A 26,074-nucleotide genomic window follows, 5' to 3' on the forward strand; every position below is an offset into this window, starting at 1 on the left:
GGCGTCGCGAAGAAGAGAGGGACCGCCGACGCCAGGGTCGAACGGTTCGCCACCAGCCGAACCACAGCCGGCGACCCAGGTCAAGCGGAGCCGACTAGCCGAACCGCCATTCCGTCGTCACCGACAGGACCATAATGATGGCCAGGACGAACGGAACCTCATTGGTCATCCGCCAGAACTTTCCGGAATATTTCGACGTGCCGGCCGCGATCTTCTTTCGCTGCGCGGCCAGGAACCCGTGCCAACCGCTGAGCAGGAAGACCCCGACCAGCTTCGTCACCATCCACGGCTCGGCCAGGAACGCCGCGCCCCGCGCCGCGACGTCGATGTGGATCAGCCACAGGCCGAACGCCCAGGCCAGGATCATCGCCGGATTGACGATGATGCGCAGAAGCCGCGTCTGCCACAGGCGAAGCAGGCCCTGCATCTCGCCGCGCAACGGTTCGGGCTTGGCGTTCTGCTCGACGTCATAGGCGTAGAGGCGCGGCAGGAACAGCAATCCGGCCATCCAGGCGATCACGGCCAGAATGTGCAGGCCCCGCGCCAGATCATACAGGTTCATGCCGCGTGTCTCCCGTTACGATGCGGACAGGCCTTCCAGTCCGCCTTGCACCCCTGGCCGTGCGGCGCGACGCCGGTTCGGCCCAAGGCCCCCACGGTCGCCTCGGCCAGGGCGTCGATGAACAGCGGCTCGATCCCGACGGCGGGCGCCCGCAGATAGGGTTGAACGCCTTTGGCATGGGCCAGTTCGGCGTATTCGATATCCAGCTCGACCAGGGTCTCAATATGTTCGGAGACGAAGGCGATGGGGGTGACGACCACTCCGACCCCGTCGTCGGCCGCCGTCTGGATCGCCTCGGGCGTGGACGGCCCCAGCCATTTCATCGGTCCGACCCGGCTCTGATAGCAGAGGGCGTGCTCGATGGGGCCGCGCAGGGCCTCGATCTCCGCGACCACGGCGGCGACGGTCGTCTCGACCTGCTCCTGGTAGGGATCGCCCTTGCCGCTGACCAGCTTTTCGGGAATGCCGTGGGCGGAAAACAGCACCCGCACCGGGGCGTCGCCCGCCTCGTCCAGCTTCTGAACGATGGCCTGGGCCTGGGCCGCGATCCAGCCAGCCGCCTGTGGATAGCAGCAGACCGCCCGGCTGACGCCCGATCCGGCGTAGGTCGCCATCCAGAGTTGTAGCGACGACTGGGTCGTGGTCGTCGAATACTGCGGATAGAGCGGCAGCAGCACCACTTCGTCAGGCCCGAACACGGCGACGTCGGCGGCCGTTTCCTCGGTCAGCGGGTTCCAGTAGCGCATGGCGATGAACACCCTGACCTCGTCGCCCGCCATGCGGTCGGCCAGAGCGACCTGCAGCGCCTGGGCCTGGGCCGTCGTCTCGGCCAGCAGCGGCGAGCCCCCGCCCATCAGGCGATAGTTGGCCTGGGCGGCGACCTCGCGCCGGCTGGAGATCAGTCGGGCCAGCGGCGTTCTCAACAGGCCAGGCAGGCCGATGATGGCGGGGTCGTTGAACAGGTTGAACAGGAAGGGTTTGACCGAGGCCTGATCGTCCGGTCCCCCCAGATTGAACAGGACCACGGCGATCCGCCGCCCCTTGAACCCCGCCCCATGCCGCGCAGCGCTCATTGGGCGCCGATCCGCTTCAGCACCTGTTCGACATGGTCGATAGGCACGTCCGGCAGGATGCCGTGGCCCAGGTTGAAGATCCAAGGCCCCCGCCCCCAGGCCTCCATCAGCTGATCGACGCGGCGGTCCAGCATTTCGCCGCCCGCGCGCAGCAGCAACGGGTCTAGGGCGCCCTGGATAGGCTTGATCTGCTGCACCCGTTTGCCGATCTCCAAGGGACAGGCGGTGTCGAGCGCGACGCCGTCCACCTCGACCTGTTCGGCATACCGCTCTGCAAGCGTCGCAGAGCCGCGTGGGAAGCCGATCATGGGCACGGTGACCCCCAGCTCCCGCGTGCGCTTCACAAGCGCCTGGTGGGGCTTCAGGACCAGACGTTCGAACAGATCATCGGGGAGCCCTTCGGCCCAGCTCTCGAAGATCTTGAGCACCTGGGCGCCGCTGTCCGCCTGCATCTTCAGATACCGGGCCGTGGCCTCGACCAGAACCTCCAGCGTCTCGTCCACGCGCTTGGGATCGGCGTAGGCGTAGGTGCGGGCCTGGGCGCGCTCGCCCTTGCCGATGGTGCGATGCTCGCCGTCCAGCATATAGGTCGCCACCGTCCAGGGCGCGCCCGCGAACCCGATCAGGGCGCGCTCGGGCTCAAGCGCCGCACGGACGATCGACAGGGTTTCACCCACAGCCGACAAATGCTCGCCCGCCGACGGCGCCAGCTCGGCCATTCGGCCGGGAATGGGCATTTCGCCAAGCCGGGGCCCCTCGCCCGTTTCGAACCAGACGTCCTGGCCCAGGGCGCGGGGGATCAGCAGAATGTCGGCGAAGACGATGGCCGCATCGAAGCCGAACCGGCGCATGGGCTGAAGCGTCGCCTCGGCCGCCATCTCTGGATTCAGGCAAAAGGCGATGAAGTCCGGCGCCTCGGCCCTCAGCCGGCGGTACTCCGGCAGATACCGCCCGGCCTGGCGCATGAACCAGACCGGCGGACGATCCAACGTCTCTCCTCGGAGAGCCCGGATCATCAAGGGTGTCTGATCGGCGTTCTGGGTCGGATCGGTCATGCCGGACGATTAAGGTCACAGCCCCCCGCTCTCAATCCCTAATCAGAATAAGAATTAAAAGATTCGAAGTGGCAGGTAGGGCGGTGGAATGACGGGGATGACCTCGGCTCTTACAACGGAACAAAAACGGATATCCCCGGCCCGACTATCGTTAACGGGGATGATCTCGCCGACTGGAACGCCGGTGGATAATCCCTAACGAAACCTTAACGAGCAAGGCTTTGCGGGACTTTGAGCCTGTGAACGCGGTTAAGCGTCGTTAACCCTTCATTAGGATTTCCACAGCGAAGGCGAAACGGGTTTTCCGCCTTGGGATGAACCGGCCGCGTGCGGATGATGCGATCCACCCTCATCCCCGCTCGCGGCGCGAACGCTGAGCGGCTAAGACAAACGGCGCCCCGGCGATCCCCCGCCGTCCCCGAAGTTTCAACAGGGAGACCGACCGCATGAGCCCTGCCCGACCGTCCGGCGTCCGGCCGTCCAATCCGGGCCGTTTGGCCACCTATTTCCACGTCCATCTCGTGTCGGATTCCACCGGCGAGACGCTGAACGCCATGGCCAAGGCGGTCACCGCCCGCTTCGACGGCGTCATACCCATCGAGCACATCTACGCCCTGGTCCGTTCCGACAAGCAGATGGATCGGGTGTTGCAGGAGGTGGCCTCGGCCCCCGGCGTGGTTCTCCACACCCTGGTCGACCGCGATCTGCGCGAACAGCTGGAAGAGGGCTGTCGTCGCCTGGACATGCCCCAGATCGGCGCGCTCGATCCCCTGGTGGGGGCCATGTCGCGCTATCTCGGGGCGGCCCTGTCCACCCGCGTCGGCGCTCAGCACGCCCTGGACCACGACTATTTCAACCGCATCGCGGCTCTGGATTTCGCCATGGCCTATGACGACGGCCAGGGCTCGCTGGAGCAGTTGGAGGGGGCCGATGTGGTGCTGTGCGGCGTCAGCCGAACCTCCAAGACCCCGACCTGCATCTATCTGGCCCACCGGGGCATCCGCGCCGCCAATGTTCCCCTGGTGCCGGGTCAGGAGGACGGCGAGCGGCTGACAAGGTTGAAGAATCCCCTGGTCATCGGCCTGACCGTCTCGCCGGATCGGCTGGTCCAGATCCGGCGCAACCGGATCGACAATCTGAACGCCAACCCCTCTTCCGCCTACACCGACCAGGAAGCCGTGCGCGACGAGACGATCAAGGCGCGCCGGGCCTTCGAACGGCGCGGCTGGCCCACCATCGACGTCAGCCGGCGGTCGGTCGAGGAGACGGCGGCCGCCATCACCAACCTGCTCAGCGAGCATCGCAACCAGAAGATAGGAACCAGCTGGTGAGCGAGACGACACAGCCTCTGATCCTGGCGTCCAAGAGCACGGCCCGGCGGGCCATGCTGGAAAACGCCGGCGTGTCGTTCAGAGCGCGCGTCGTCGGCGTGGACGAGGATGCGATCAAGGCCGCATCCGGCGACCTGGACCCCGCCACCCTGGCCGTCCGCCTGGCCGAGGCCAAGGCCCTGGCCGTATCACGCGACGATGAGGACGCCTGGGTGTTGGGGTCGGACCAGACCCTGGCCTTCGAAGGCGGTCTGGTGTCCAAGGCTCGGTCGCTGGACGAGGCGCGCGAGCGCCTGAAGGCCATGAGCGGCCGGTCGCACCAGCTGCATTCGGGCGCCGCCCTGGCGACCAAGGGCCAGATCGTGTGGTCGGGCGTCGATACGGTTCAGATGCGGATGCGCGATTTTTCCGACGCCTTCCTAGACGCCTATCTGGCGGCCGAGGGCGAGGCCCTGCTGTCCTGCGTGGGCTCCTATCGGCTGGAAGGGCTAGGCGCGCAGTTGTTCGAAGCGGTGGACGGCGACTATTTCACCGTCCTGGGCCTGCCGCTGTGGCCCGTTCTGGCGGAACTGCGCCGGGCCGGGGTGCTGATCCGATGACCGTCCAGGCCGGGGTCGTCGGCTGGCCCATCGCCCATTCGCTCAGCCCCCTGATCCACAACACCTGGATCGCGGCGGCGGGCCTGGACGCCGCCTACGTCGCCCATGGACCGGAGACGCCGGACCAGTTCGCGGCCTTGCTGGACCAGGGGCGCGCGGGCCGGCTGCGCGGGCTGAACGTCACCGCCCCCTACAAGGAACAGGCCTTCGCCGCCGCGGATCGCGTGTCCGACGCCGCCCGCCTTGTCGGGTCGGCCAATCTGCTGGTGTTCGAGGACGGGCGCATCGCCGCCGACAGCACCGACGGTCATGGGCTGATGAACGCCCTGGCGGAGCAGGCGCCGGCTCTGCAAGTCGCCGGGCGGGCGGTGGTGATCCTGGGCGCCGGCGGGGCGGCCCGCGCGGCGGCGGGCGCCCTTGCGGCGGCCGGGGCTGGCGTCCGCATCGTCAACCGCTCGCGCGACCGGGCCGAACGCCTGGCCGCCGATCTGGGCGCGGGCGTGACGGTGGTCGAGGGGGCGGACGCCTTCGCCGACGCCGTGCTGGTGGTCAATGCGCTCAGCGTCCGGCCCGATCTCGATGTGGCGCGGCTGCAGGCGGACACGGTGGTCATGGACATGACCTATCGCCCGCTGGAGACGCCGCTGCTGGCCGCCGCCCGGGACCGCGGTCTGACGGGCGTCGATGGCCTGGCCATGCTGATCGGCCAGGCGCGCCCGTCGTTCGAGGCGATCTTCGGCCGCCCGGTTCCCCAGACCGACGTGCGCGAGCGGGTGCTGAACCATCTGGGAGAGACGGTGTGATCCTGATCGGCCTGACCGGCTCCATCGGCATGGGCAAGTCGACGACCACGGCCATGTTCGCCGACAGGGGCGCCGTGGTCTGGAACGCCGACGATGCGGTGCACCGGCTCTACGCCCCCGGCGGCGGGGCCGTGGCGGCTGTGGGCGCTGCCTTCCCCGGCGTGGTGGTGGACGGCGCGGTGGACCGCGCGCGCTTGGCCGAGGCTCTGGGACGCGACGAAACCGCCTTCAGACGGCTTGAGGCCATCGTCCATCCGCTGGTGGCGGCGGGCCGCGCCGACGATCTGGAGGCCGCGCGGGCGGTGGGCGTGGGCCTGGCCGTGCTGGACATCCCCTTGCTGTTCGAAACCGGCGGCGACGCCGGGGTGGATGCGGTGGTGGTGGTGTCTGCCGATCCCGCCATCCAGGCCGAAAGGGTTTTGGCGCGCCCCGGCATGACGCGAGAACGGTTCGAGGCGATTCTGGCGCGCCAGCTGCCCGATGCGGAAAAGCGCGCGCGCGCCGATTTCGTCATCGACACCGGCCAGGGTCTGGACGCCGCTCGCGCCCAGGTCGACGCCGTCGTCGATGCCGTGCTGGATCCGGCGTGGATATCTCCGCGTCGCGGGCGTCCCGCTCTTTCGCCGGACGCCGAACGCCCCCATTAAGGGCGCATGGCGCGCGAGATCGTTCTGGACACCGAAACCACCGGCTTCGACCCCAAGACGGGCGACCGGCTGATCGAGGTGGGCTGTATCGAGTTGCAGGATCTGCTGCCGACCGGCCGCACCTTCCACCGCTTCGTCAACCCTGAGCGGCTGATCCCCCCCGATGCGATCCGGGTGCACGGCATCACCGACGAGAAGGTCAAGGATGCGCCCAAGTTCGCCGAGATCGCCGACGATTTGATCGAGTTCATCGGCGACGCGCAGATGATCGCCCACAATGCGGCCTTCGACCGGAACTTCATCGACTTCGAATATAATCGCTGCGGCCGGCCCATCACCGGCGAGGCGCGCTGGATCGACACGCTGAAATTGGCCCAGAGCCGGTTTCCCGGCATGCCCAACTCGCTGGACGCCCTGTGCAAACGCTACAAGGTGTCGCTGATCGAGCGCACCCTGCACGGCGCCCTGATCGACGCCCGGCTGCTTGCGGAAGTCTATCTGGAACTGCGCGGCGGCAAGGAGCGGGTGCTGGACCTGTCGTCAGGGCCCGTTGGTCGCAGTCAGGGCGGTGTCGCGCAGGTGGCCGCCTATGGTCCTCGCCCTCGCCCCCTCGGCCCTCGCTCCACGCCAGAGGAACAGGCCGCCCACATCGCCTTCCTGGCCAAGGTGCTTAAGGACCGCTCGTTGTGGGACGCCTACGGCCTGCCGGTTCACGAGGACGCGGCATAGCCAAGACTATCCTGAAACCTGCCGTCATTCCGGGACTTCGCGAAGCGAGGAACCCGGAAGCCACCCCGGGAAGTCGGGCAGCCAGTAGCCATCTCCAGAGCCGGATTGCGAACCTGGGTTTCCGGGTTCGGCCTTCGGCCGCCCCGGAATTACGCAAGAAATCTGTTTTGACGTCGTGGCCGCGTCGCGAACATGGCAGGGCGGCGATCGCCCTCAGGCATCAGGCCTGTCTGAAGCCCAGCACATCCTGCATGTCGTAGAGGCCGGGGCGGCGGGTGCGGACCCAGGCGGCGGCGGCGACGGCGCCGCGAGCGAACAGCGACCGGTCGATGGCCGAATGGCTGAGGGTCAGAACCTCGTCCTCGGAGGCGAACAGCACCGTGTGTTCACCCACGATCCCGCCGGCGCGGATGGAGGAGAAGCCGATCTTGCCCGTCTCCCGCTCGCCTTGAACGCCGTCGTAGGGGGCGGTGCGAAGCTCGGCCAGATCGGCGAACCGGCCCTCGGCCGCCGCCTCGCCCAGCATCAGGGCGGTGCCGGACGGAGAATCCACCTTGCGACGGTGGTGCGCCTCGGTGATCTCGATATCCCAGTCCCGGGCGTCCAGCCGCTGGGCCGCGTGCTGGACCAGGCCGATCAGGATGTTCACACCCAGGGAGAAGTTGCCGCTCTTGACGATGGCGACCTTCTCGGCCGCCTTCAGCAGGTCGTTCTCCTGCTCGGGAGTGAAGCCGGTCGAGCCGATGACCAGGGCCGGCCCGCCGTTCTCGGCCGCCTTTTCAGCCAAGGCGACCGAGGCGTCCGGCGTTGAGAAGTCGATGATCACGTCGCACAGCGACAGGTCCGCGGTCTCGCCCCAGTCGAAACGGGCGGCGACCACTACGTCCTCGCGCGCGTCCAGCACCTGGGACACCGCGCGGCCCATCCGGCCGCGATAGCCGGAGATGCCGGCATGGAAGATTGCGCTCAAGCCGCGTTTTCTTTCGACCCGTCCGCCTCCTGGTTCCCCAGGATGTCGGCCCAGAAACGCTTCGCCTTTCCGGCGAAGCTGGAATTGCGGGGGTTCTGCCCTTCCCCGAACGACAGGGCAAGCTCTTCCAACAACTCACGCTGGCGCGCGGTCAGATCGGTGGGCGTCTCGACGAACAGCTCGACCACCAGATCCCCGCGATTGCGGCCGTTCAGATGCGGCATCCCCTTGCCCTTGATGCGAACGGTCTTGCCGGTCTGGGCGCCGGCGGGCACGGCGACCGAGGCCTTGCACTTGCCGTCGCAGGCCGTGGACACAAGGCACGGCGCGTCGATCTCGCCGCCCAGGGCCGCCACCGTCATCGGCACGGGCACGGTGACCAGAAGGTCCAGATTGTCGCGCTCGAACAGGTCGTGCGGCGTCACCGAGATGAAGACGTACAGGTCGCCGCGAGGACCGCCGCGCTGACCGGCGTCGCCCTCGCCCGACAGGCGGATGCGCGAGCCGTCGTCCACGCCGGCGGGAATTTTCAGGTTCAGGGTGCGGGTCTTCCGCACCTGGCCGTGGCCGTGGCAGGTCGGGCACGGGTCGGCGATCATCTGCCCCTGGCCGTGGCACCGAGGGCAGGTGCGCTCGACCTGGAAGAAGCCATTGGCCTGGCGCACGCGGCCGGCGCCCTGACATGTGGTGCAGGTCACTGGCTTGGTGCCCGGCTTGGCGCCTGACCCCTCGCAGGTGTCGCAGGTCAGGGTGGCGGGGATGTCCAGTTCGACGTCCTCGCCCTTGTAGGCCTGCTCCAGGGTGATCTCCAGATCGTAGCGCAGGTCCGATCCGCGACGCGGCCCGCCCTGCTGACCCCGACCCTGGCGGCCGCCGAAGGCGTCGCCGAACGCATCGCCGAAGACCTGGGAGAAGATGTCGTTGATGTCGGAAAAGCCCTGCTGGCCCTGACCGAACGGATTCCCACCGCCGCCGCCGTTCACGCCCGCATGGCCGAACCGGTCATAGGCGGCGCGCTTGTTCGGGTCCGAAAGCACCGTATAGGCCTCGGACACTTCCTTGAACTGGGCCATGGACTCTTCCGAACCGCCGTTGCGGTCGGGGTGATGGATCATGGCCAGCTTGCGGTAGGCGGCCTTCAGGCCGGGCGCGTCGATCGTGCGTTCGACGCCAAGAACCTCGTAATAGTCACGCGCCATCGGGCGTTCGTCCTCATACTTCCCCTGCCGGGCTCCGCCCCGCCTCTGCGGGCGATGACGGAACTACGGTGTCCCGGCTGACATGGGGGCCGGGACGAATGATGCAAGTTTCATGAAAAGACCCCGCCTATCGCAAGACAAGCGGGGCCATATCATTTCAGCGACCTGTGGCGGATCAGGCGCTCTTCTTGTCGTCGCCGTCCGTGTCCGAGACGTCCTCGAACTCGGCGTCGACAACGCCGTCGTCGGCCGGGGCGGCTTCTCCCTCGCCCGCGCCCTGCTGCTGGGCGTACATCGCCTCGCCCAGCTTCATCGAGGCCTGGACCAGGGTGTTGGTCTTGGCGCGGATGTCTTCGGCGTTCGTGCCTTCGCGGGCGGCCTTCAGCTCGGCCAGTCCGGTCTCGATGGCCGTTTTCTCGTCCGCGCCGACCTTGTCGCCGTGTTCGGCCAGAGCCTTTTCGGTCGAGTTGATCAGGCTGTCGGCCGCGTTCTGGGCCTCGACCAGGTCCTTGCGCACCTTGTCGGAGGCGGCGTTGGCCTCGGCTTCCTTGACCATCTTGTCGATGTCGGCGTCCGACAGGCCGCCGTTCGCCTGGATGCGGATCGACTGTTCCTTGTTGGTCGCCTTGTCCTTGGCCGAGACGTTGACGATGCCGTTGGCGTCGATGTCGAAGGCGACCTCGATCTGCGGCATGCCGCGCGGTGCGGGCGGAATGCCCATCAGGTCGAACTGGCCCAGCATCTTGTTGTCCGCCGCCATCGGACGCTCGCCCTGGAAGACCCGGATCGTCACGGCCGACTGGTTGTCGTCGGCGGTCGAGAAGGTCTGGCTCTTCTTGGTCGGGATGGTGGTGTTGCGTTCGATCAGGGGCGTGAAGACGCCGCCCAGGGTCTCGATTCCCAGGGTCAGCGGCGTCACGTCCAGCAGCAGCACGTCCTTGACGTCGCCTTGCAGCACGCCGGCCTGAACGGCGGCGCCCAGGGCCACGACTTCATCGGGGTTCACGCCCTTGTGCGGCTCCTTGCCGAAGAAAGCCTTCACCGCTTCCTGCACCTTGGGCATGCGGGTCATGCCGCCGACCAGGACGACTTCGTCGATGTCCGAAGCCTTCAGACCGGCGTCGGCCAGGGCCTTCTTGCACGGCTCGATCGTGCGCTGAACCAGATCGTCGACCAGGGATTCCAGCTTGGCGCGCGTCAGCTTGATGTTCAGGTGTAGCGGACCCGAGGCGTTCATGGTGATGAACGGCAGGTTGACCTCGTACTGGGTCGTGGTCGACAGCTCCTTCTTGGCCTTTTCGGCCTCTTCCTTCAGGCGCTGCAGGGCCAGCTTATCCTGGCGCAGATCGACCGACTGCTCCTTCTTGAACTCGTCGGCCAGATAGTCGACCAGGCGCAGGTCGAAGTCCTCGCCGCCCAGGAAGGTGTCGCCGTTGGTGGACTTCACCTCGAAGACGCCGTCGCCGATCTCCAGGATCGAAACGTCGAAGGTGCCGCCGCCCAGGTCATAGACGGCGATCTTCTGACCGTCGTTCTTCTCCAGCCCATAGGCCAGGGCCGCCGCGGTCGGTTCGTTGATGATGCGCAGCACTTCCAGGCCGGCGATCTTGCCGGCGTCCTTGGTGGCCTGGCGCTGGCTGTCGTTGAAATAGGCCGGCACGGTGATGACGGCCTGGGTCACCTTGTCGCCCAGGAAGGCTTCGGCCGATTCCTTCATCTTCTGCAGGATGAAGGCCGAAATCTGCTGCGGGGAATAGTCCTTGCCGAAGGCGCGCACCCAGGCGTCGCCGTTCGGACCCTTGACGATCTCGTAGGGCACCATGCCCTTGTCCTTGGCGACCACCGGATCGTCGAAGCTGCGGCCGATCAGGCGCTTGATCGCGAAGAAGGTGTTGGAGGGGTTGGTCACGGCCTGGCGCTTGGCGGGTTGGCCCACCAGCACTTCGGCGCCGTCCTGGATCGCCACGACCGACGGGGTCGTGCGGTTGCCTTCGGCGTTCTCGATGACCTTGGGGGTCTTGCCATCCATGGCGGCCACGCAGGAGTTGGTGGTGCCGAGGTCGATGCCGATAATCTTGGCCATGGGCGTTCTTTGTCTCTCTCGTTCAGCGGGCGATGCGGCGGCCTTCGACGAAGCGCCGCGCGTGACCGCCCCCGGTTGGGTTGGCGTTGTAGGGGCCGGATAGCCCCAGTTTTCGCGGGGTTTCTCCGAAGCTGGCCCCGATATGGGAAAATCCCCCGGCCCCGCAAGGGCGATCTGCGATTCCTTCGGTTCGAAGAACGATGAAATTCAACGATGCTCGTTGGTCGATCCTGAGGCATAAGGGCGGCGTGGCGATGGTCAGGGGAGCGTCGCCGAGGGAAGGGAAAAAACCATGACCCGAATGATGCTGAAAACCGCCGTCGCCGTGGCGATGCTTGCGGGCGCGGGAACCGCCATCGCTGCGCCGCCGTCGCAACCGACCGCCCAGCCGGCGCCGATGCAATCGCGCGACGGCTATGATCGCCATGTCACCATCCAGAACCGCACCGGCTGGACGATGCTGCGTTTCTACGCCTCGGACTCGCGCACAGACGACTGGCAAGAAGACATCCTGGGTTCCGACGTGCTGGAAGACGGCCAGAATGTCCGCATCAACATCGATGACGGCTCGGGCGCCTGCGTCTATGATTTCAAGGCCGAGTTCACCAACGGCCAGGAGCTGACGCGGTCGCGTATCAATGTCTGTGAGATCAGCGACTACACCTACACCCGCTGAGGTCGGAACCGCCGTGGAGGGCTTTCGGCTGTGGCCGGACGCCTTCGATGCGGCGGGGCAGGCGGCGCTGGTCGCGGACGTGTTCGAACGGCTCGAGCAGGCGCCGCTCTATCGGCCGATCACGCCGGGCGGACGGCCCTTCTCGGTCGAAATGAGCAATTTCGGTTCGCTGGGCTGGGTCTCGGACCGGGCCGGCTATCGGTATCAGGCGACGCACCCCGCGACGGGGCGCGCGTGGCCCGCGATCCCGACCGTGTTGCTGAACCTGTGGCGCGACACGGTGAGCTGGGCCGAGCCGCCCGACGCCTGTCTGGTCAACCTCTATCGCGAGGGGGCCAAAATGGGCCTTCATCAGGATCGCGACGAGGCCGATCTCGGGGCGCCGGTCCTGTCGGTGTCCCTGGGGGACGCCGCCCTGTTCCGCATAGGTCCGGCCGAGGGCGGGCGCACCACCAGCCTTCGGCTGAACAGCGGCGACGTCTGCGCCCTGACGGGGCCGGCCCGTCTGGCGCGGCATGGGATCGACCGCGTGCTGGCGGGGTCGTCGCGGCTGATCCCCGGCGGCGGGCGGCTGAACCTGACGCTGCGACGGGCCGGCGTCAGTCCAGGTTGATCTTTTCCCCGCCGGCGCCGCCCAGCCGCCAATAGCCGGCCGCCTTCATCGTCTTTGGCGAGAACCCACGCGCCAGGACGTGGGCGCGCAGAGTCTTGGCGACAGCGGCCTCGGCGGCGATCCAGATATAGGCGTCGGACGGATCGACCCCAGCCAGAGCCGTTTCGACCGCCGTAAGCAGGGTTTCGGTCCGGCCGCGCGGTGCGCCGTCCCGGGTCCCCCAGGTCAAGGCGACCTCGGCCTGGCTGTGCAGGTCCAGGCGCGACGCCGCATCCGCGACCTCGATAACCGCATGGGCGCGAACTCCGGCGGGCAACTCCTCCAGTCGGCGGGCGATGGCGGGCAGCGCGGTTTCGTCGCCGATCAGCACATGGTCGGCGAAGGCGGTCGGTACGACGAAGGACCCGCGCGGCCCGCCGATCCCCAGGACCGAGCCGACCTTGGCGCTCATCGCCCATTCGGTCGCGGGCCCGCCATGTCCGGTCACGAAGTCCATCGTCAGCCGGTTCGTCGCCCCATCATAGCCGCGGGGCGTATAGTCGCGCGCGACCGGGCGCGGTTCGGGAAAGATCGGTCCGTCCGGCCCCGCCGTGGGCATGACCGGGGTCTGCCCCTCGGCCGCCGGGAAGATCTTCACATGATCGTCGAACGCCGCCGAGATGAAACCCGCCAGTTCCGGCCCCTCCAGCACGATGCGGCGAAGATCGGGCGTCAGGTCATGGACCGCGGCCACGTTCAGGGTGCGAAACTTCAGGTCGTGGCGCACCCGACGGGTGATGCGAAGCGCGTCGGTCATGCCTTCTCCACCTTGTCTGCGGCCTCGGCCAATATGGTCGCGATGGCCTGGACCTGGTCCTCGGTCAGGGCGGCTTCGCCGGTCAGCCGCGCATGGATGGTGTGGCGCAGGCGCCCGATGGCGTCGTGGATGGCGGCCGGCCGCATGGCGCGGGCGGAGAACTTGTTCATGGTCGCCTCGGCGGCCTTCAGCACCTCTTCGTTTTCCGCGAGCATGGCGCGGCCGGCGTCGGTAATGGCGTACCGCTTCTTGCCGCCATGGGCCTCGGACTCCAGCGCGCCCATCTCCTCCAGCAGGGTCAGGCTGGGATAGATGACGCCAGGGCTGGGCGAATAGGCGCCGCCCAGTTTCGCCTCCACCGCCTTGATCAGCTCGTAGCCGTGGCTGGGCTTCTGGGCGATCAGCGACAGCAGCACCCAGCGCAGCGTGCCGTGGTCGAACAGACGACCGCCGCCGCGCCGGCCGTGGCCGTGACCGCGCGCTTCCCGCCCTTCCCAACCCGGTCCGAAATCGGCCCCGCGCGGCCCGCGCATTCCCCGACCGAAGCCGTGGCCGAAACCGCCGTGTCGGTCGTGGCGTCCGCCGCATCCGTCGCGTCGGCCTTTGAGGATCCCCATGGATCGCATGATCGATTCCTTTTCGATATATCTATTCACCTCGGTTCAGATATATCTGAATATCGAAATGTGCAAGGGGGCTGGCTTTCGCCTTCAAGCTGCGGCGTAAAAGAGGGATGGACGACCTGAAGCGCCGCTGGGCCCGCCTTGAACCGCACTTGACCGTCGTGGGGCCGGACGACGCCCTGCCGCGACCTGCGGTTCTGCTGTTTCATGGCTGCGGGGGGCTGCGCGATCACCTGCCGCGCTATGCCGAGGTCGCCAGGGCGGCGGGATGGCGCGCCTTCATCATCGATTCCTACGGTCCGCGCGGCTGGGGCCGGGCTTTCACCCTCACGGCGGTCTGCACCGGCTTGTCGTTCCGGGGTTACGAGCGGGCGGGCGATGTGCTGGCGACGATCCAGGGCGTGTCCGCCCGGCCCGATGTGGATAAGACGCAACTGGTTCTGGGCGGCTGGAGCCACGGCGGCTGGTCGATCATGGAGATGATGAGCGCGGACCGCACGCCCAATACGCTGGGCGTCTCCAACCCCGGCGACGTGGACCTGTCAGGGGTCAAGGCGGTCTGGCTGATGTACCCCTATATCGGGCCGTTCGCCTTCAACAGGATGAAGCCCTGGCGGCATTGCCCCAAGGTTCTGGCCGTCACCTGCAAGAGCGATCACCTGACCACGGTGCGAAACGCCGACCGGGTCAACGCCATGATCCGAAACTGCGGTTCCGAGGTCGAAAGCTGGGTCGCCGTCGGCACCCACGCCTTTGACGAGCCCACCAACAACGGCCCCATGCGCCATGATCCGCAACTGACGCTGGAGGCGCTACGTCGCTTCGGGGCCTTCCTGAAAGACGTGGCTCCGCATAACTGAATTATGGCGTTGAAGCAGAGCAAGCCCATGAAGTTCATCGTTTCAAAACAGGAACACGTGGCGTTGATCTTTGCCGGCGGCGTGCTGTCGGGCGGCCTGCTGACCGCTTTGGCGATCTGGATGAGCCTGCGGGTCTGAAAATAATCTCAGGCGTCTGACTTGACGGACGGCCCATCACGTAACAATTGAAGTTACATGAAACGCGACAGCCGTCTCTCCAACATCCTTCACGCCCTGCTGCACATGGCCGAGCATGAGACGCGGCATGGGGCGCCGATGACCTCGGACATGCTGGCGACCTGCCTTTCGACCAACCCGGTCGTGGTGCGCCGGACCATGGCGGGTCTGCGTGAACAGGGGCTGGTGGTGTCAGAGAAGGGCCACGGCGGCGGCTGGCGACTGGCCCGACCGCTGAATCAGGTGACGCTGGGACAGGTTAATCTGGCGCTGGGCGAGCCGGGTCTATTTCCCGAAACCCCGCCGGTCGAGACCGACGGCTGTCTGGTCGAGGCGGCGGTCAACGACGCCCTGGCCGAAACCTACGCCGCCGCGCGCGCCCTGCTCACGGCGCGGCTGAACGACATCACCCTGGCGGATCTGGCGGCGGACTTCTCGCGCCGGATGGCCGCCCATCCTCAAAGAGATCGCCTCCATGCCCACCACGGGAAAGCCTGAACCCATGCCGCATGACGCCGTGATCATCGGGGGCTCCTACGCCGGTCTGTCGGCGGCCATGCAGCTGGCGCGGGCGCGTCGCCGGGTGCTGATTGTCGACGACGGCAGGCCCAGAAACCGCTTCGCCGCGCGGGCTCACGGGTTCCTGAGTCAGGACGGCAAGCCAGGCGCCGAGATCGCCGCCGTCGCCCGCGCCCAGGTGTCGGCCTATCCCACCGCCGCCTTCCGCATGGCCGAGGCGGTTGAGGTCGAACGGATCGACGGCGGCTTCTCGGTCGCCTTCGCGGACGGCACGCGGACCAGCGGGCGGCGGCTGCTGCTGTCACACGGGGTCGAGGACGTGCTGGCCGATATTCCGGGGGTCAAGGAACGCTGGGGGCGCACGGCCCTGCACTGTCCCTGGTGCCACGGCTATGAGGTCGGCGGCGGCCCCATCGGCGTGCTGGGACGGGGCGAGCACGCCGTGCAGTACGCCGTCACGGTCGCCGAATGGGGGCAGGTGACCCTGTTCATGGACCTGTCCAACCCGTTGTCGCCCGAAGACGCCCGTCGGCTGGATCGACGCGGGGTGATGATGGAGCCGACGCCCATCGCCTCGCTGGAGGGCGAAGCGCCCGCCCTGACCGGCGCGCGCCTGACGGATGGGCGGGTCATACCGCTGAAAGCGATCTTTGTCGGGGCCAGTGTCCGCGTGGCCAGCCCCTTTGCGGAACGGCTGGGCTGCGAGATGATCGACACGCCCATGGGCCGTATCGTCAAGGTGGACGGGTTGCAGCAGACATCCCAACCCGGCGTTTTCGCCGCTGGCGATCTGGCGCGCGCGGCGTCGAACATCACCCTGGCGACGGCGGACGGCATGACGGCGGCCCACGCCCTCTTCCGCTCGCTGGTCGAGGAAGAGACGGCCTGACAGCAACCGACGGTCACCTCCAAAACGTTATTCCGGGGCGTCCGCAGGACGAACCCGGAACCCAGGAGGCTCGCGATTCAGAGTCGAATGCGCCCAGCAAAGGTGCTGCAGCCCTGTGTTCCGGGTTCTTCGCTTCGTTCAGCCCCAGAATGACGATCTAAGATTTTCAACCGACTGAATGTCGATTGAACCTAGCCCAGCCGGGCCTCGATGTTGATCCTGGCCCGCACCGAATGGGCCATTTCGCAGTGGTCGTGGGCCTGGTGGTGCAGGGCGTCGATCTCGGCTTGGTCCGGCTCGCGCCCGCTGAAGCTGGTGTAGGGGCGTAGAGTGACCTCCGCCAGATAGCGGCGGCCGTCGTCGTCCTTGCCCATCTTGCCCGACGCTTCGTCGGCATAGGCGTCCACCACCAGGCCGGCGTTGGCGGCGAAGGCCAGGAACCACAGCATGTGGCAGCTGGACAGGGAGGCGATCATCGCTTCCTCCGGGTCGACGGCCGAGGCGTCCGACATCGGCAGGGGCACGCTGGACGGCGCCGATGATCCCGGCACCACCGCCCCGCCGTCGAAGGTCCAAGTGTGGGCGCGGCTGTAGCGTTTGTCGAGGAAGGGCTGGTCGCCGCGCTCCCAGATGATCTTGGCCTCATAGACGCCCATGCCGTCCTCCTGTCAGTCCGCCAGAATCGTATAGGTCATCCGCGCCCGAACCTCGAAGCCCAGCGAGCGATAGAAGGCGATGGTCGCCTCATGATCGGCGAAGGCGTGCAGGAAGGCGGTCTCGCCGCTCGCCAGAATCTCGGCCACCACAGCGCGCGACAGGGCCGCGGCCAGACCCTTTCCCCGGTGGTCGGGGTGGGTGCAGATGCCGCTCAGTTCGGTGAAGCCGTCGACCCGTAGACGACGCCCGGCCATGGCGATCAGTTCACCGTCCTGCTTCACCCCGATGAAGGGGCCCAGCTTGCGGGTGGACGAGCGGAACGGGCCGGGCTTGGTCAGGGTGGCCAGCGCCAGCATGGCCGGGGCGTCGGCCTCGGTCAGGGTTTCATAGGTCACAGAGCGGCTGCTGGCGGTCAGGGCCTGGGCCGTCATCTGCACCAGAGGGATGCGGCTGGAGACAGCAACCCCGCTAGGCAGAACATCCGCGATCGCGGCGCCTTCCACCTCGATCAAAGCCGAGCCCGGATAGGCGCGCGCCAGTTCGCTCAAGGCCGCGATGCTGTCGGACGTGTCGTCGGCGCAGGCCAGAAAGACCCCGACCTCAGGGTCGATGCGCGCCGCGTGAGCGTTGGAGTCCAGCGTCGCGAAGGACGACAGCCGGGTGTTCAGGGCGTTCCAGACACCCCGGTCGAGGGGATGGCTCATGACCGATGTCTCTGCGGCGGCGCAGCTCAGGCGCGCCAGAAGCCGACGATTTTCTTGACCTCGTCGACCACGGGGTCGGCGACCTGGGCGGCGCGTTCGGCGCCCTCCTTCAGCACCCGGTCGATCTCGGTCGGATCATCCAGCAGGCGGCGCATTTCCGCCGTGACGGGCGCCAGGGACGACACGGCCAGATCGGCCAGCGCCGGTTTGAAGGCGCCGAAGCCCTGACCGCCGAACTCGGCCATCACCTGTTCGCGGGTCTGGCCCGACAGCGCCGCATAGATGGCGACCAGGTTCCTGGCCTCGGGGCGGTCGTTCAGTTCTTCCAAGGTTTCCGGCAGGGGCGCCGGATCGGTCTTGGCCTTACGTATTTTCGACGCGATGGTGTCGGCGTTGTCGGTCAGGTTGATGCGGCTGTTGTCGGACGGGTCCGACTTGGACATTTTCGCCGCCCCGTCGCGCAGGGACATGACGCGCGTCGCAGGTCCCTGGATGACGGGTTCGGGCACGGGGAAGAAGCCGGGCACGCCGAAGTCGTTGTTGAACTTCTGGGCGATGTCGCGGGTCAGTTCCAGATGCTGCTTCTGATCCTCGCCGACCGGCACTTCGGTGGCCTTGTACAGCAGGATGTCGGCCGCCTGGAGCACCGGATAGGTGTAGAGGCCGACCGAGGCGCGTTCCTTGTGCTTGCCCGACTTCTCCTTGAACTGGGTCATCCGGTCCAGCCAGCCCAGGCGGGCGACGCAGTTGAAGACCCAGGCCAGTTCGGCGTGGGCGCGCACCGACGACTGCGGAAAGATGATCGACTTGGCCGGATCAAGGCCAGAGGCCAAATAGGCGGCGGCGATCTCGCGCGTCTGGGCGGCCAGCTTCTCCGGCTCCTGCCAGACGGTGATGGCGTGCATGTCGGCGACGAAGACGAAGACCGGCGCGCCCTGGTCCTGAAGCTCGACGAACCGCTTCAGGGCGCCGAGGTAGTTGCCCAGGTGCAGGGCGCCGGAGGCCTGGATGCCGGACAGGATGCGGCGCGGGCCGGTATAGGCCGGGGCGGCGGGGGCCGGGGTCGGGTCAGTCATGGATCGAATCTCGGAAAAACAACATCAGGCGTGGCGAAGGGAACGGCGGTTCAGCCGCGCCATCGCAGGTCGAAAATGAGGCCCGAGTTCATCATGGCCTCGCGCTTATCGGTTCGGCGCCGGTCAGTCCAGACCGGAGACTGCGCCGCCGCCCGGCTCGCGGCGCAGGGTCGCCTTCAGTTCCGACAGGGTGACGGCGCGGAACAGGAACAGGCAGGCGCCGTAAAGGCCCGCGCCCACGCCGCAGACGATCAGGACCGCGATCTCCTTGGCCAGGAAGATGCGGCTGAGCTGCGGGTAGAAGACGTCGGCGGCGAACAGCAGGGCGGCCATCATGACGCTGGCGGCGACTACGCGGGCGAAACGCGACAGGAAGGCGGGCGACGGTCGCCAGCTGTTCTCGCGGATCAGCACCCCGCCCAGCAGGCCGACGTTGATCCAGGCCGAGGTGCTGGTGGCGATGGCCAGGCCCAGCACCCCGTCCCAGCCCTGGGCGCGGAACCAGAAGAAGAGGCCCGACCCCAGGATGACGGTCACGATCACGCTGGCCACGGCGAAGATCATCGGCCGGCGCGTGTCCTGGCGCGCGAAGAAGGGCGGGGTCAGGACCTTGGCCAGCACAAAGGCGGGCACGCCCCAGGCGAACTGGCGCAGCACATCGGCTGTGCGGGCGGCGTCGGCCGAGGTGAAGGCGCCGCGCGTCACCGTGGCGTCGATGATGAAGAAGGGAATGACGAACAGGGCGACCGCCGCCGGCAGGGTGAAGGCCATGGCTAGGTTGATGCCGTCGTCCAGCGTCTTCTGCCCGCCCTCGTGATCGCCGGAAACGAAGGCCTTCGTCAGACGGGGAACGAGAGCCAGCCCGATGGCCACCCCGACCAGGCCCAGCGGCAGCTGATACAGGCGGTCGGCGTTATACAGCACCGAACGGGCGCCCTCGTCCGATCCGGTCAGAAACTGCGACACCAGCGAATTGATCTGCAGCGCGCCGCCCGCCAGCGCGCCCGGCACGGCCAGCGCCAGGGTGTGGCGGACATTGGGCGTGATGCGGGGCAGGCCGATCTTCAGCTTTATACCCAGCCGCCGCACGCCCCACCACAAGAGACCGGCCTGGATCAGTCCCGACACCGTCACCGCCGCCGTCACCATCAGCAGCACGGTCTCCTGCGGAATAGGCAGGATCATCGGCGGCAACAGGGCGGCCAAAGTGCACAGGTTCAGGAAGACTGGAACGGCCGCCGACAGGGCGAACCGACCGCCGGTGTTCAGCACGCCCGACAGCAGCGACGCCACCGTCATGCAGGCCAGATAGGGCATGGCCAGCTGGGTCGCGATCACCGCCGCGCGCAGCACCTCGGGCTGACCCCGATAGGCCGACAGCATCCACGGCATGATCCATGGCATGATCACCTGCAGCAGGATGCAGAAACCTGCGACCACCGCCAGCATGAAGCTGAGCGCCTCGGACGCGGTGACGGCGGCGGCCTCTTCGCCCTCGCGCGTCCGCACGCCGCCATAGACCGGCACGAAGGCCTGGGCGAAGGCGCCCTCGGCGAACAGCCGTCGGAACATGTTGGGCAGCATCAACGCGGTGGTGAAGGCGTCCATCATCGGCCCCTGACCGAACCGCGCCGCCAGGGCCATGTCGCGCACGAAGCCCAGAATTCGGCTGCCCAGCGTCAGGCTGGACTGGACCAGGGTGTTGCGGGCGAGGCTCATGCGGACATTCGACAGGGCGCGGAAGACAAATGTCGCTTAGCGCGCTTGTTCGCCCGGCGATACGGGCTTGCGCGCCCGCCGGCCCAGTTCGGAGACGTCGCGGGCGCTGGCCCTCGCGGAACGGACCTTGCGCCCGGCCGGCGCAGGCGCGCGGCTGTCCAGAACCGCCTCCAGCGCCGTACGCAGTTCGGCGATCCGCTGTTCGGACGTCAGTTTGCGCCCCTTGCGATCCACCACATAGAAGCTGTCCACCGCCCGCTCGCCATAGCTGGCGACATGGGCCGAGCGGATGCTGAGACCCTCGTCGTTGAACACGCGCGACAGATCGGCCAGGAGGCCCGGCCGGTCGGCGCACGACACCTCGACCACGGTGGCGAGTTCGCTGGCGTGGTGGTCCACCATGACCACGGGACGAACCTCGAAGGCGGCCTTTCGGGCGTTGCCGGCCGGCTGGGGCGGCTGGCCGATCCGACCCTCCCCGCGCGCGGCCTTCTCCAGCGCCTCGACCAGGGTTTTCACCCGGCGCGGCTCGGCCTGGCCATAGGGCAGGCCCGCCCCGTCCTGAACCCGGAAGACATCCAGGACCACCCCGTCCTCGGTCGCCACGCGCGCGTCGGTGACGTCGGCGCCCAGGGCGGCCATGGTCTGGGCCAGGTCGGCGAACAGGCCGGGCCGATCGGCGGCGGCGATGGAGATTTCGGTGGCCTGGACCGGCAGTCCCTCGACCGGCGAGACCGGCGCGGCCTCGGCCGCCGCCCCGGTCCGGCGCGCGCGTTCGACCAGGGCCGGATGGACCGACAGCGGATCCTCTCGCGCCACATCCTCGCCCCGGAACAGGGCCGCGACCTGATTGTAGAGGGTGCGCATCAGCTGACCCTTCCAGCCGTTCCACACCCCCGGCCCCACCGCCCGGATGTCGGCGACGGTCAGGACCAGCAGCATCCGCAGCCGCTCGGGATCGCCGACCAGTTCGGCGAAGGCGCGGATGGTGGCGGGATCGCTGAGGTCGCGCTTCTGGGCGTAGTCGCTGAGCGCCAGATGGCTGCGCACCAGCCAGACGACCAGTTCGATCCGGCGGGGATCGACGCCCAGCCGTTCGCAGGCCCGGCGCGCGGCGATGGCGCCGTCCTCCAACTGCCCGCGCTCGCCGCCCTTGCCCACATCGTGCAGCAGCATGCCCAGCATCAGGGCTTCCATGTCCGAGATCAGATGCACGATCTCGCTGGCCATCGGGTGGTCGGTCTTCAGCTTTCCGCGCGCGATGTCGTTGATGACGCCGATGGCCTGCAGCGTGTGCTCGTCCACCGTATAGGCGTGGTACATGTTGAACTGGGTCTGGCCGACGATCCGACCCCATTCGGGCAGAAACCGGCCCAGCAGACCCGTCTCGTTCATGATGGTCAGCACACGGTAGGGCCGCTGTCCGTGCGCCAGCACCTCCAGGAAGGCCCGCGACGCCGAAGGGTCGCGCCGCAGGCGGGGCGTGATTAGCGACAGCGACCGCGTGACCGCCGAAAAGGCGTCCGGGTGCAGGTCCAGGTCCTGCCTGTCGGCGACTGCGAACAGGGTCAGCAGCTTGACCGGGTCGGCGGCGAACACCTCCGACCCCTCTACCGACAGTCGCCCCTGGTCGATCCAGAAGCCGTCGATCTCCAGCTTGCGGCGCGCCGGTCGAAAAGGGGTCATCAGGCGCGACAGCCCTTGCGCCGTCTTCTGGTGCCGCGCCTCCAGCTTGGCCGACATGGCGCGGGTCAGGGCGCCGACGTCGCGCGCCACCAGGAAATAGCGGCGCATGAACCGCTCCACCGCCGGCTCGTCGCCGCGTCCGCGCCAGCCCATGCGCCGCGCGACCTCGGGCTGCATGTCGAAGGTCAGCTTCTCTTCGGCCCGCCCCGCGATCAGATGCAGATGGATGCGCACGCGCCACAGGAAGTCGAAGGCCTCGTCCGAGGTCCGGCGTTCGCGCGGGGTGAACAGCTCGTCCATCACCGTCGCGCCCAGCCGGCTTTCGGGCGCCAGGGACCGGGCGATCCAGTACAGGGTGTTCAGATCGCGCAGCCCCCCCTTGCCGTCCTTGACGTTGGGTTCGACCTTGTAACGTGTTGAGCCCGCCTTCTCGTGCCGCACAGCCCGTTCTTCCAGCTTGGCGGCGATGAAGGGGCGCGGGTCGGACTTGGACACCATGTCGCGAAACCGGCCGATCATCAGCTCGGACAGGCGCTGATCGCCCGCCAGGTGACGCGCCTCCAGCAGGGTGGTCCGCACCGTCATGTCGGTGCGCGACAGCGACAGACATTCCTCTACCGAGCGCACGGACGGCCCGACCTTCACCCCCAGATCCCACAGGACGTAGAGGACGAATTCGATCACGCTCTCGCCCCGCGGCGTGGCCTTGGCCGGGCGCAGGAACAGCAGGTCCAGGTCCGAAAAGGGCGCCAGCACGCCCCGGCCGTACCCCCCCACCGCGACCAGCGACAGCCGTTCGCTCTCGACCGCGGAGACCGGAAACAGCACCTGGGTCGCCACCCGCCACAGGGCGATCAGCATCTCGTCGGCGGCCGAGGCGTACAGGCGGGCGACCTCGCGCCCCTTCAGTCCGGCGTCCAGCTTGCGTTCGGCGCGGGTGCGGGCGGCGTCATAGGCCTCGCGCAGAACGAAAGAGACCGCCGCGCGCGGATCCTGCGCGGCGGCGGCCTCGTCTAGTCGGTCGTCCAGGCTGGGCGAAGCGGAGGTCATGTCGCCGATATAGGCCTCAAACCCCCGCCGCGTCAGTCGGCGATTATTCCGGGCGAACGCGCTTCTTGCGGAACGACGGGTTCAGGATCTGCTTGCGCAGGCGGATCGACTTGGGCGTCACCTCGACCAGTTCGTCGTCGTCGATGTAGGCGATGGCCTGTTCCAGGGACATCTGGCGCGGCGGGGTCAGGCGAACGGCCTCGTCCTTGCCGGCGGCGCGGACGTTGGTCAGTTGCTTGCCCTTGATCGGGTTGACGTCCAGGTCGTCCCAGCGCGCGTTCTCGCCGATGATCATGCCCTGATAGGTCTTTTCACCGGCGCCGACGAACATGACGCCGCGATCTTCCAGGTTCCACAGGGCGAAGGCCGCCGTTTCACCGTCCGAGTTCGAGATCAGCACGCCCTTCAGACGGCCGGCGATGGCGCCCTTGTGCGGCTCGTAGTGGCTGAACACGCGGTTCAGCACGCCCGAACCACGCGTGTCGGTCAGGAACTCGCCCTGGTAGCCGATCAGCGAACGCGACGGCGCCTTCAGTTGGATGCGGGTCTTGCCGGCGCCCGACGGACCCATGTCGGTCATTTCCGCCTTACGGGCCGACAGCTTCTCGATGACGATGCCAGAGAATTCGTCGTCCACGTCGATCATGACGTCTTCGATCGGCTCCAGCTTCTCGCCGTTCTCGCCGGTCTGGAACACCACGCGCGGACGCGAGATCGAGACCTCGAAGCCCTCGCGACGCATGTTCTCGATCAGAACGCCCAGTTGCAGTTCGCCGCGGCCGGCGACCTCATAGGCGTCGCCGCCTTCGGTCGTGGTGACGCGGATGGCGACATTGGCCTCGGCCTCCTTCAGCAGGCGGTCGCGGATGACGCGCGACTGGACCTTGTCGCCTTCGCGGCCGGCCAGCGGGCTGTCGTTGACCGAGACGGTCATGGAGATGGTCGGCGGGTCGATGGGCTGGGCGTCCAGCGGCTCGGTCACTTCCATGGCGCACAGGGTGTCGGCGACGGTGGCCTTGGACATGCCGGCGATGGCGACGATATCGCCCGCTTCCGAACCCTCGTCCAGCGGCTGGCGCTTCAGGCCGCGGAAGGCCAGGACCTTGGTGATGCGGCCGCGCTCGATCTCCTTGCCGTCGCGATCCAGGGCGTGGATCGCCATGCCGGGAACGGCCTTGCCGCTCTCGATACGGCCGGTCAGCAGGCGGCCCAGGAAGGGATCGCTTTCGATCAGCACGTCCAGCATGCGGAACGGCTTGTCCTTGTTGGCCTGGACGGCGGGCGGCGGCACGTGGTCGACGATCAGGTCGAACAACGGGGCCAGGTTGTCGTTGGGCTGGTTCAGATCCAGCGTCGCCCAGCCGTTGCGGCCCGAGGCGTAGATGTGCGGGAAGTCCAGCTGCTCGTCCGTCGCGCCGATCGCGGCGAACAGGTCGAAGGTCTCGTTGTGGACGCGGTCCGGATCGGCGTGGGCGCGGTCGACCTTGTTGATGCACAGGATCGGACGCAGGCCCATCTTCAGGGCCTTGGTCAGCACGAACTTGGTCTGGGGCATGACGCCCTCTTCGGCGTCGACCAGGATGACGCAGCCGTCCACCATGCCCAGGATACGCTCGACCTCGCCGCCGAAGTCGGCGTGGCCGGGGGTGTCGATGATGTTGATACGGGTTTCGCCGGCCTTGCCGTTCCAGAGCACCGAGGTGCACTTGGCCAGGATGGTGATGCCGCGTTCCTTCTCCTGATCGTTGGAGTCCATGGCGCGCTCGGTCGTCGCCTCATTGGCTCGGAACACGCCGGACTGCGCGAGGAGTTGGTCAACCAGGGTCGTTTTGCCGTGGTCAACGTGGGCGATGATGGCGACGTTGCGCAGGTTCATGAAGGGCTCGGCCGGACTGTGTTCGGTCGCGGAGGATCCGCGCCGCTGCAAGGGATGCAGGCATTGGGGGGAGAAAGTTTCGCGCGCCTCTTACAGGCAAGAGCGGTGAAACGCCAGAGCGGGCGTTCGCGGCGTTGTTTCCAAGCTTACCGATATTTCATCCGCTTGGCCGCATCCGCCGCCGTCTGACGTCGCCTCCTTCCAGCAACGGACCTGAAGCCAGGTCGTGCCGATGCAGGAGATGACGACGATGACCGCGATGCTGGGACTGATGCTGGTTGGCGCCTTGCTGGGCGACCCCGCGCCGGACATGCGGGTCGAGGCGCACGGGCTGGACATGGCCCGGCCAGGCGATCCGATGATCCTGGCGGGCCGCATCCAGGCCGCCAGTCGCGACTGGTGCGCCGCGCACCGCGCCTTCCTGACGCCGGATTCCGTGGGCGACCCGCGCGTTTGCGAGCGGGAAATGCGCCGCCGGGCGTCCAACGCCATACCCCGGTCCCAACGCCTGGCCTTCGTACGCGCCGGCGGACAGACGGCGCTGAACCGGCCTTAAAGCGGCCTGAGCATATAGCGGGCGTCCGGGCCATAGCTGGCCAGCTTGGCCGCCATGGCTTCGGCGGACTGTTCGACGAACCCATGCCGGGACCAGAAGCCCACCGCGTCATTGACCGCCACCAGGGCGATCATGGGCCAGCCGTCCTCTGTCGCCTGTTCTGCCAGCCGTTCAACAATGGCGCCGGTGACGCCCCCGCCCCTCGCCTCGGGATGAAGCGCCAGGTCGTGGAGATAGATCAGGGTCGGATCGGCCGGCAGGCCCTCGATCACCGTATTCAACGGCGGGGCGCTGTCGGCCTTCCACGGATAGGCGATCAGATAGCCGCGCGCCGGCCCGTCTCCGTCCGCCAGCACGAAACATCCGCGCGGATAAAGCGCCAGACGGTTCTCGAAACAGGCCCGATCCTCGAAATGATCGGGAAACGACAGCCGCGCCACATCGACCACAGCCGGGATGTCGTCCGGCCGCATGGGCCGCCAGTTCAGCCCGCTTTCGGTGCTGGGCAGCGCGCGTTCAACTCCGACTTGTGGGAGCGCCATCGAA

At 67.6% G+C, this 26,074-nt stretch carries 26 protein-coding genes; 11 read left to right on the top strand and 15 right to left on the bottom strand.

Features of this window, described 5'->3' with window-relative positions; genetic code table 11:
- Nucleotides 1-94 precede the first annotated feature (94 nt).
- Genes ACYX4P_RS02935 through hemE form a run of 3 tightly spaced genes read right to left on the bottom strand, consistent with a single transcriptional unit; the run spans nucleotide 95 to nucleotide 2,690 of the window.
- Nucleotides 95-562, bottom strand: coding sequence for a CopD family protein (locus tag ACYX4P_RS02935; RefSeq protein WP_248120691.1), 468 nt, complete (start codon nucleotides 560-562; stop codon nucleotides 95-97).
- Nucleotides 559-1,635: a ferrochelatase gene (hemH, locus tag ACYX4P_RS02940; RefSeq protein ID WP_248120689.1), complete on the bottom strand. Its 1,077-nt coding sequence runs from the start codon at nucleotides 1,633-1,635 to the stop codon at nucleotides 559-561. The genes ACYX4P_RS02935 and hemH overlap by 4 nt, the downstream gene beginning before the upstream one ends.
- A complete protein-coding gene (hemE, locus tag ACYX4P_RS02945) occupies nucleotides 1,632-2,690 on the bottom strand; it encodes a uroporphyrinogen decarboxylase (RefSeq protein WP_248120687.1) in 1,059 nt (352 codons plus the stop codon). The genes hemH and hemE overlap by 4 nt, the downstream gene beginning before the upstream one ends.
- A gap of 446 nt (nucleotides 2,691-3,136) precedes the next feature.
- On the opposite strand from hemE, the gene ACYX4P_RS02950 reads away from it, so the two are divergent.
- From ACYX4P_RS02950 to dnaQ, 5 genes are read left to right on the top strand one after another with little or no spacing between them, the layout of a single operon-like run.
- On the top strand, nucleotides 3,137-4,021 hold the full coding sequence (locus ACYX4P_RS02950; RefSeq protein WP_248120685.1) for a pyruvate, water dikinase regulatory protein: 885 nt from the start codon (nucleotides 3,137-3,139) through the stop codon (nucleotides 4,019-4,021).
- Between the two features lie 53 nt (nucleotides 4,022-4,074).
- A complete protein-coding gene (locus ACYX4P_RS02955) occupies nucleotides 4,075-4,620 on the top strand; it encodes a Maf family protein (protein ID WP_248120769.1) in 546 nt (181 codons plus the stop codon).
- Nucleotides 4,617-5,423 carry a shikimate dehydrogenase family protein gene (locus ACYX4P_RS02960; RefSeq protein ID WP_248120684.1) on the top strand — a complete coding sequence of 269 codons (807 nt, stop codon included), beginning with the start codon at nucleotides 4,617-4,619 and terminating at the stop codon, nucleotides 5,421-5,423. Before ACYX4P_RS02955 ends, ACYX4P_RS02960 begins: the two co-directional genes overlap by 4 nt.
- The gene (gene coaE / locus ACYX4P_RS02965) at nucleotides 5,420-6,070 is read left to right on the top strand and encodes a dephospho-CoA kinase (protein WP_248120682.1); all 651 of its coding nucleotides are present in this window, start codon (nucleotides 5,420-5,422) and stop codon (nucleotides 6,068-6,070) included. The genes ACYX4P_RS02960 and coaE overlap by 4 nt, the downstream gene beginning before the upstream one ends.
- A gap of 6 nt (nucleotides 6,071-6,076) precedes the next feature.
- Nucleotides 6,077-6,799, top strand: coding sequence for a DNA polymerase III subunit epsilon (dnaQ, locus tag ACYX4P_RS02970; RefSeq protein WP_248120680.1), 723 nt, complete (start codon nucleotides 6,077-6,079; stop codon nucleotides 6,797-6,799).
- Nucleotides 6,800-7,019: 220 nt separating this feature from the next.
- Here the strand turns inward: dnaQ and dapB are convergent, their stop codons facing one another.
- The 3 genes from dapB to dnaK form a co-directional block, all read right to left on the bottom strand.
- The gene (gene dapB / locus ACYX4P_RS02975) at nucleotides 7,020-7,769 is read right to left on the bottom strand and encodes a 4-hydroxy-tetrahydrodipicolinate reductase (protein ID WP_248120678.1); all 750 of its coding nucleotides are present in this window, start codon (nucleotides 7,767-7,769) and stop codon (nucleotides 7,020-7,022) included.
- The gene (gene dnaJ / locus ACYX4P_RS02980) at nucleotides 7,766-8,968 is read right to left on the bottom strand and encodes a molecular chaperone DnaJ (RefSeq protein WP_248120676.1); all 1,203 of its coding nucleotides are present in this window, start codon (nucleotides 8,966-8,968) and stop codon (nucleotides 7,766-7,768) included. The genes dapB and dnaJ overlap by 4 nt, the downstream gene beginning before the upstream one ends.
- Before the next feature lie 175 nt (nucleotides 8,969-9,143).
- On the bottom strand, nucleotides 9,144-11,051 hold the full coding sequence (gene dnaK, locus ACYX4P_RS02985; RefSeq protein WP_248120674.1) for a molecular chaperone DnaK: 1,908 nt from the start codon (nucleotides 11,049-11,051) through the stop codon (nucleotides 9,144-9,146).
- 292 nt (nucleotides 11,052-11,343) lie between these two features.
- Between dnaK and ACYX4P_RS02990 the strand changes: the two genes are divergently transcribed.
- Complete coding sequence (locus ACYX4P_RS02990) at nucleotides 11,344-11,727, top strand: hypothetical protein (RefSeq protein ID WP_248120666.1); 384 nt, start codon at nucleotides 11,344-11,346, stop codon at nucleotides 11,725-11,727.
- Nucleotides 11,690-12,340: an alpha-ketoglutarate-dependent dioxygenase AlkB gene (locus ACYX4P_RS02995; RefSeq protein WP_248120665.1), complete on the top strand. Its 651-nt coding sequence runs from the start codon at nucleotides 11,690-11,692 to the stop codon at nucleotides 12,338-12,340. The genes ACYX4P_RS02990 and ACYX4P_RS02995 overlap by 38 nt, the downstream gene beginning before the upstream one ends.
- On the opposite strand, the gene ACYX4P_RS03000 is transcribed toward ACYX4P_RS02995, so the two are convergent.
- Both ACYX4P_RS03000 and ACYX4P_RS03005 read right to left on the bottom strand, forming a co-directional pair.
- Entirely contained in the window at nucleotides 12,327-13,136 is an 810-nt protein-coding gene (locus ACYX4P_RS03000) for a siderophore-interacting protein (RefSeq protein ID WP_248120664.1), read from the bottom strand. The two genes, ACYX4P_RS02995 and ACYX4P_RS03000, sit on opposite strands and share 14 nt — an antisense overlap.
- A complete protein-coding gene (locus ACYX4P_RS03005; RefSeq protein WP_248120663.1) occupies nucleotides 13,133-13,762 on the bottom strand; it encodes a PadR family transcriptional regulator in 630 nt (209 codons plus the stop codon). The genes ACYX4P_RS03000 and ACYX4P_RS03005 overlap by 4 nt, the downstream gene beginning before the upstream one ends.
- 107 nt (nucleotides 13,763-13,869) lie before the next feature.
- Here ACYX4P_RS03005 and ACYX4P_RS03010 point away from each other — a divergent pair, with 107 nt between their 5' ends.
- The 3 genes from ACYX4P_RS03010 (at nucleotide 13,870) to ACYX4P_RS03020 (ending at nucleotide 16,204) form a co-directional block, all read left to right on the top strand.
- Entirely contained in the window at nucleotides 13,870-14,619 is a 750-nt protein-coding gene (locus ACYX4P_RS03010; protein WP_248120661.1) for a dienelactone hydrolase family protein, read from the top strand.
- A 195-nt stretch (nucleotides 14,620-14,814) separates the two neighbouring features.
- Nucleotides 14,815-15,294, top strand: a complete 480-nt coding sequence (locus ACYX4P_RS03015) for an Rrf2 family transcriptional regulator (protein ID WP_248120659.1) — start codon at nucleotides 14,815-14,817, stop codon at nucleotides 15,292-15,294.
- Nucleotides 15,272-16,204 (top strand): NAD(P)/FAD-dependent oxidoreductase, encoded by a 933-nt coding sequence (locus tag ACYX4P_RS03020; RefSeq protein ID WP_292046086.1) that lies wholly within the window; start codon nucleotides 15,272-15,274, stop codon nucleotides 16,202-16,204. The genes ACYX4P_RS03015 and ACYX4P_RS03020 overlap by 23 nt, the downstream gene beginning before the upstream one ends.
- A gap of 191 nt (nucleotides 16,205-16,395) precedes the next feature.
- Here the strand turns inward: ACYX4P_RS03020 and ACYX4P_RS03025 are convergent, their stop codons facing one another.
- The 6 genes from ACYX4P_RS03025 to typA form a co-directional block, all read right to left on the bottom strand.
- Nucleotides 16,396-16,860: an OsmC family protein gene (locus ACYX4P_RS03025; RefSeq protein WP_248120656.1), complete on the bottom strand. Its 465-nt coding sequence runs from the start codon at nucleotides 16,858-16,860 to the stop codon at nucleotides 16,396-16,398.
- A gap of 12 nt (nucleotides 16,861-16,872) precedes the next feature.
- A complete protein-coding gene (locus tag ACYX4P_RS03030; protein ID WP_292046087.1) occupies nucleotides 16,873-17,565 on the bottom strand; it encodes a GNAT family N-acetyltransferase in 693 nt (230 codons plus the stop codon).
- A gap of 26 nt (nucleotides 17,566-17,591) precedes the next feature.
- The gene (gene trpS / locus ACYX4P_RS03035) at nucleotides 17,592-18,641 is read right to left on the bottom strand and encodes a tryptophan--tRNA ligase (protein ID WP_248120652.1); all 1,050 of its coding nucleotides are present in this window, start codon (nucleotides 18,639-18,641) and stop codon (nucleotides 17,592-17,594) included.
- A 123-nt stretch (nucleotides 18,642-18,764) separates the two neighbouring features.
- The gene (murJ, locus tag ACYX4P_RS03040; protein WP_248120650.1) at nucleotides 18,765-20,360 is read right to left on the bottom strand and encodes a murein biosynthesis integral membrane protein MurJ; all 1,596 of its coding nucleotides are present in this window, start codon (nucleotides 20,358-20,360) and stop codon (nucleotides 18,765-18,767) included.
- Nucleotides 20,361-20,396: 36 nt separating this feature from the next.
- Complete coding sequence (gene glnD, locus ACYX4P_RS03045) at nucleotides 20,397-23,096, bottom strand: [protein-PII] uridylyltransferase (RefSeq protein WP_248120648.1); 2,700 nt, start codon at nucleotides 23,094-23,096, stop codon at nucleotides 20,397-20,399.
- A gap of 43 nt (nucleotides 23,097-23,139) precedes the next feature.
- The gene (gene typA, locus ACYX4P_RS03050) at nucleotides 23,140-24,972 is read right to left on the bottom strand and encodes a translational GTPase TypA (protein WP_248120647.1); all 1,833 of its coding nucleotides are present in this window, start codon (nucleotides 24,970-24,972) and stop codon (nucleotides 23,140-23,142) included.
- Between the two features lie 250 nt (nucleotides 24,973-25,222).
- Here typA and ACYX4P_RS03055 point away from each other — a divergent pair, with 250 nt between their 5' ends.
- Nucleotides 25,223-25,528, top strand: coding sequence for a UrcA family protein (locus tag ACYX4P_RS03055; RefSeq protein WP_248120645.1), 306 nt, complete (start codon nucleotides 25,223-25,225; stop codon nucleotides 25,526-25,528).
- Here ACYX4P_RS03055 and ACYX4P_RS03060 read toward each other — a convergent pair.
- Complete coding sequence (locus ACYX4P_RS03060) at nucleotides 25,525-26,070, bottom strand: GNAT family N-acetyltransferase (protein WP_248120643.1); 546 nt, start codon at nucleotides 26,068-26,070, stop codon at nucleotides 25,525-25,527. The two genes, ACYX4P_RS03055 and ACYX4P_RS03060, sit on opposite strands and share 4 nt — an antisense overlap.
- Between the last annotated feature and the right edge of the window lie 4 nt (nucleotides 26,071-26,074).

The organism is Brevundimonas sp. ABV4_179, from assembly GCF_056311945.1.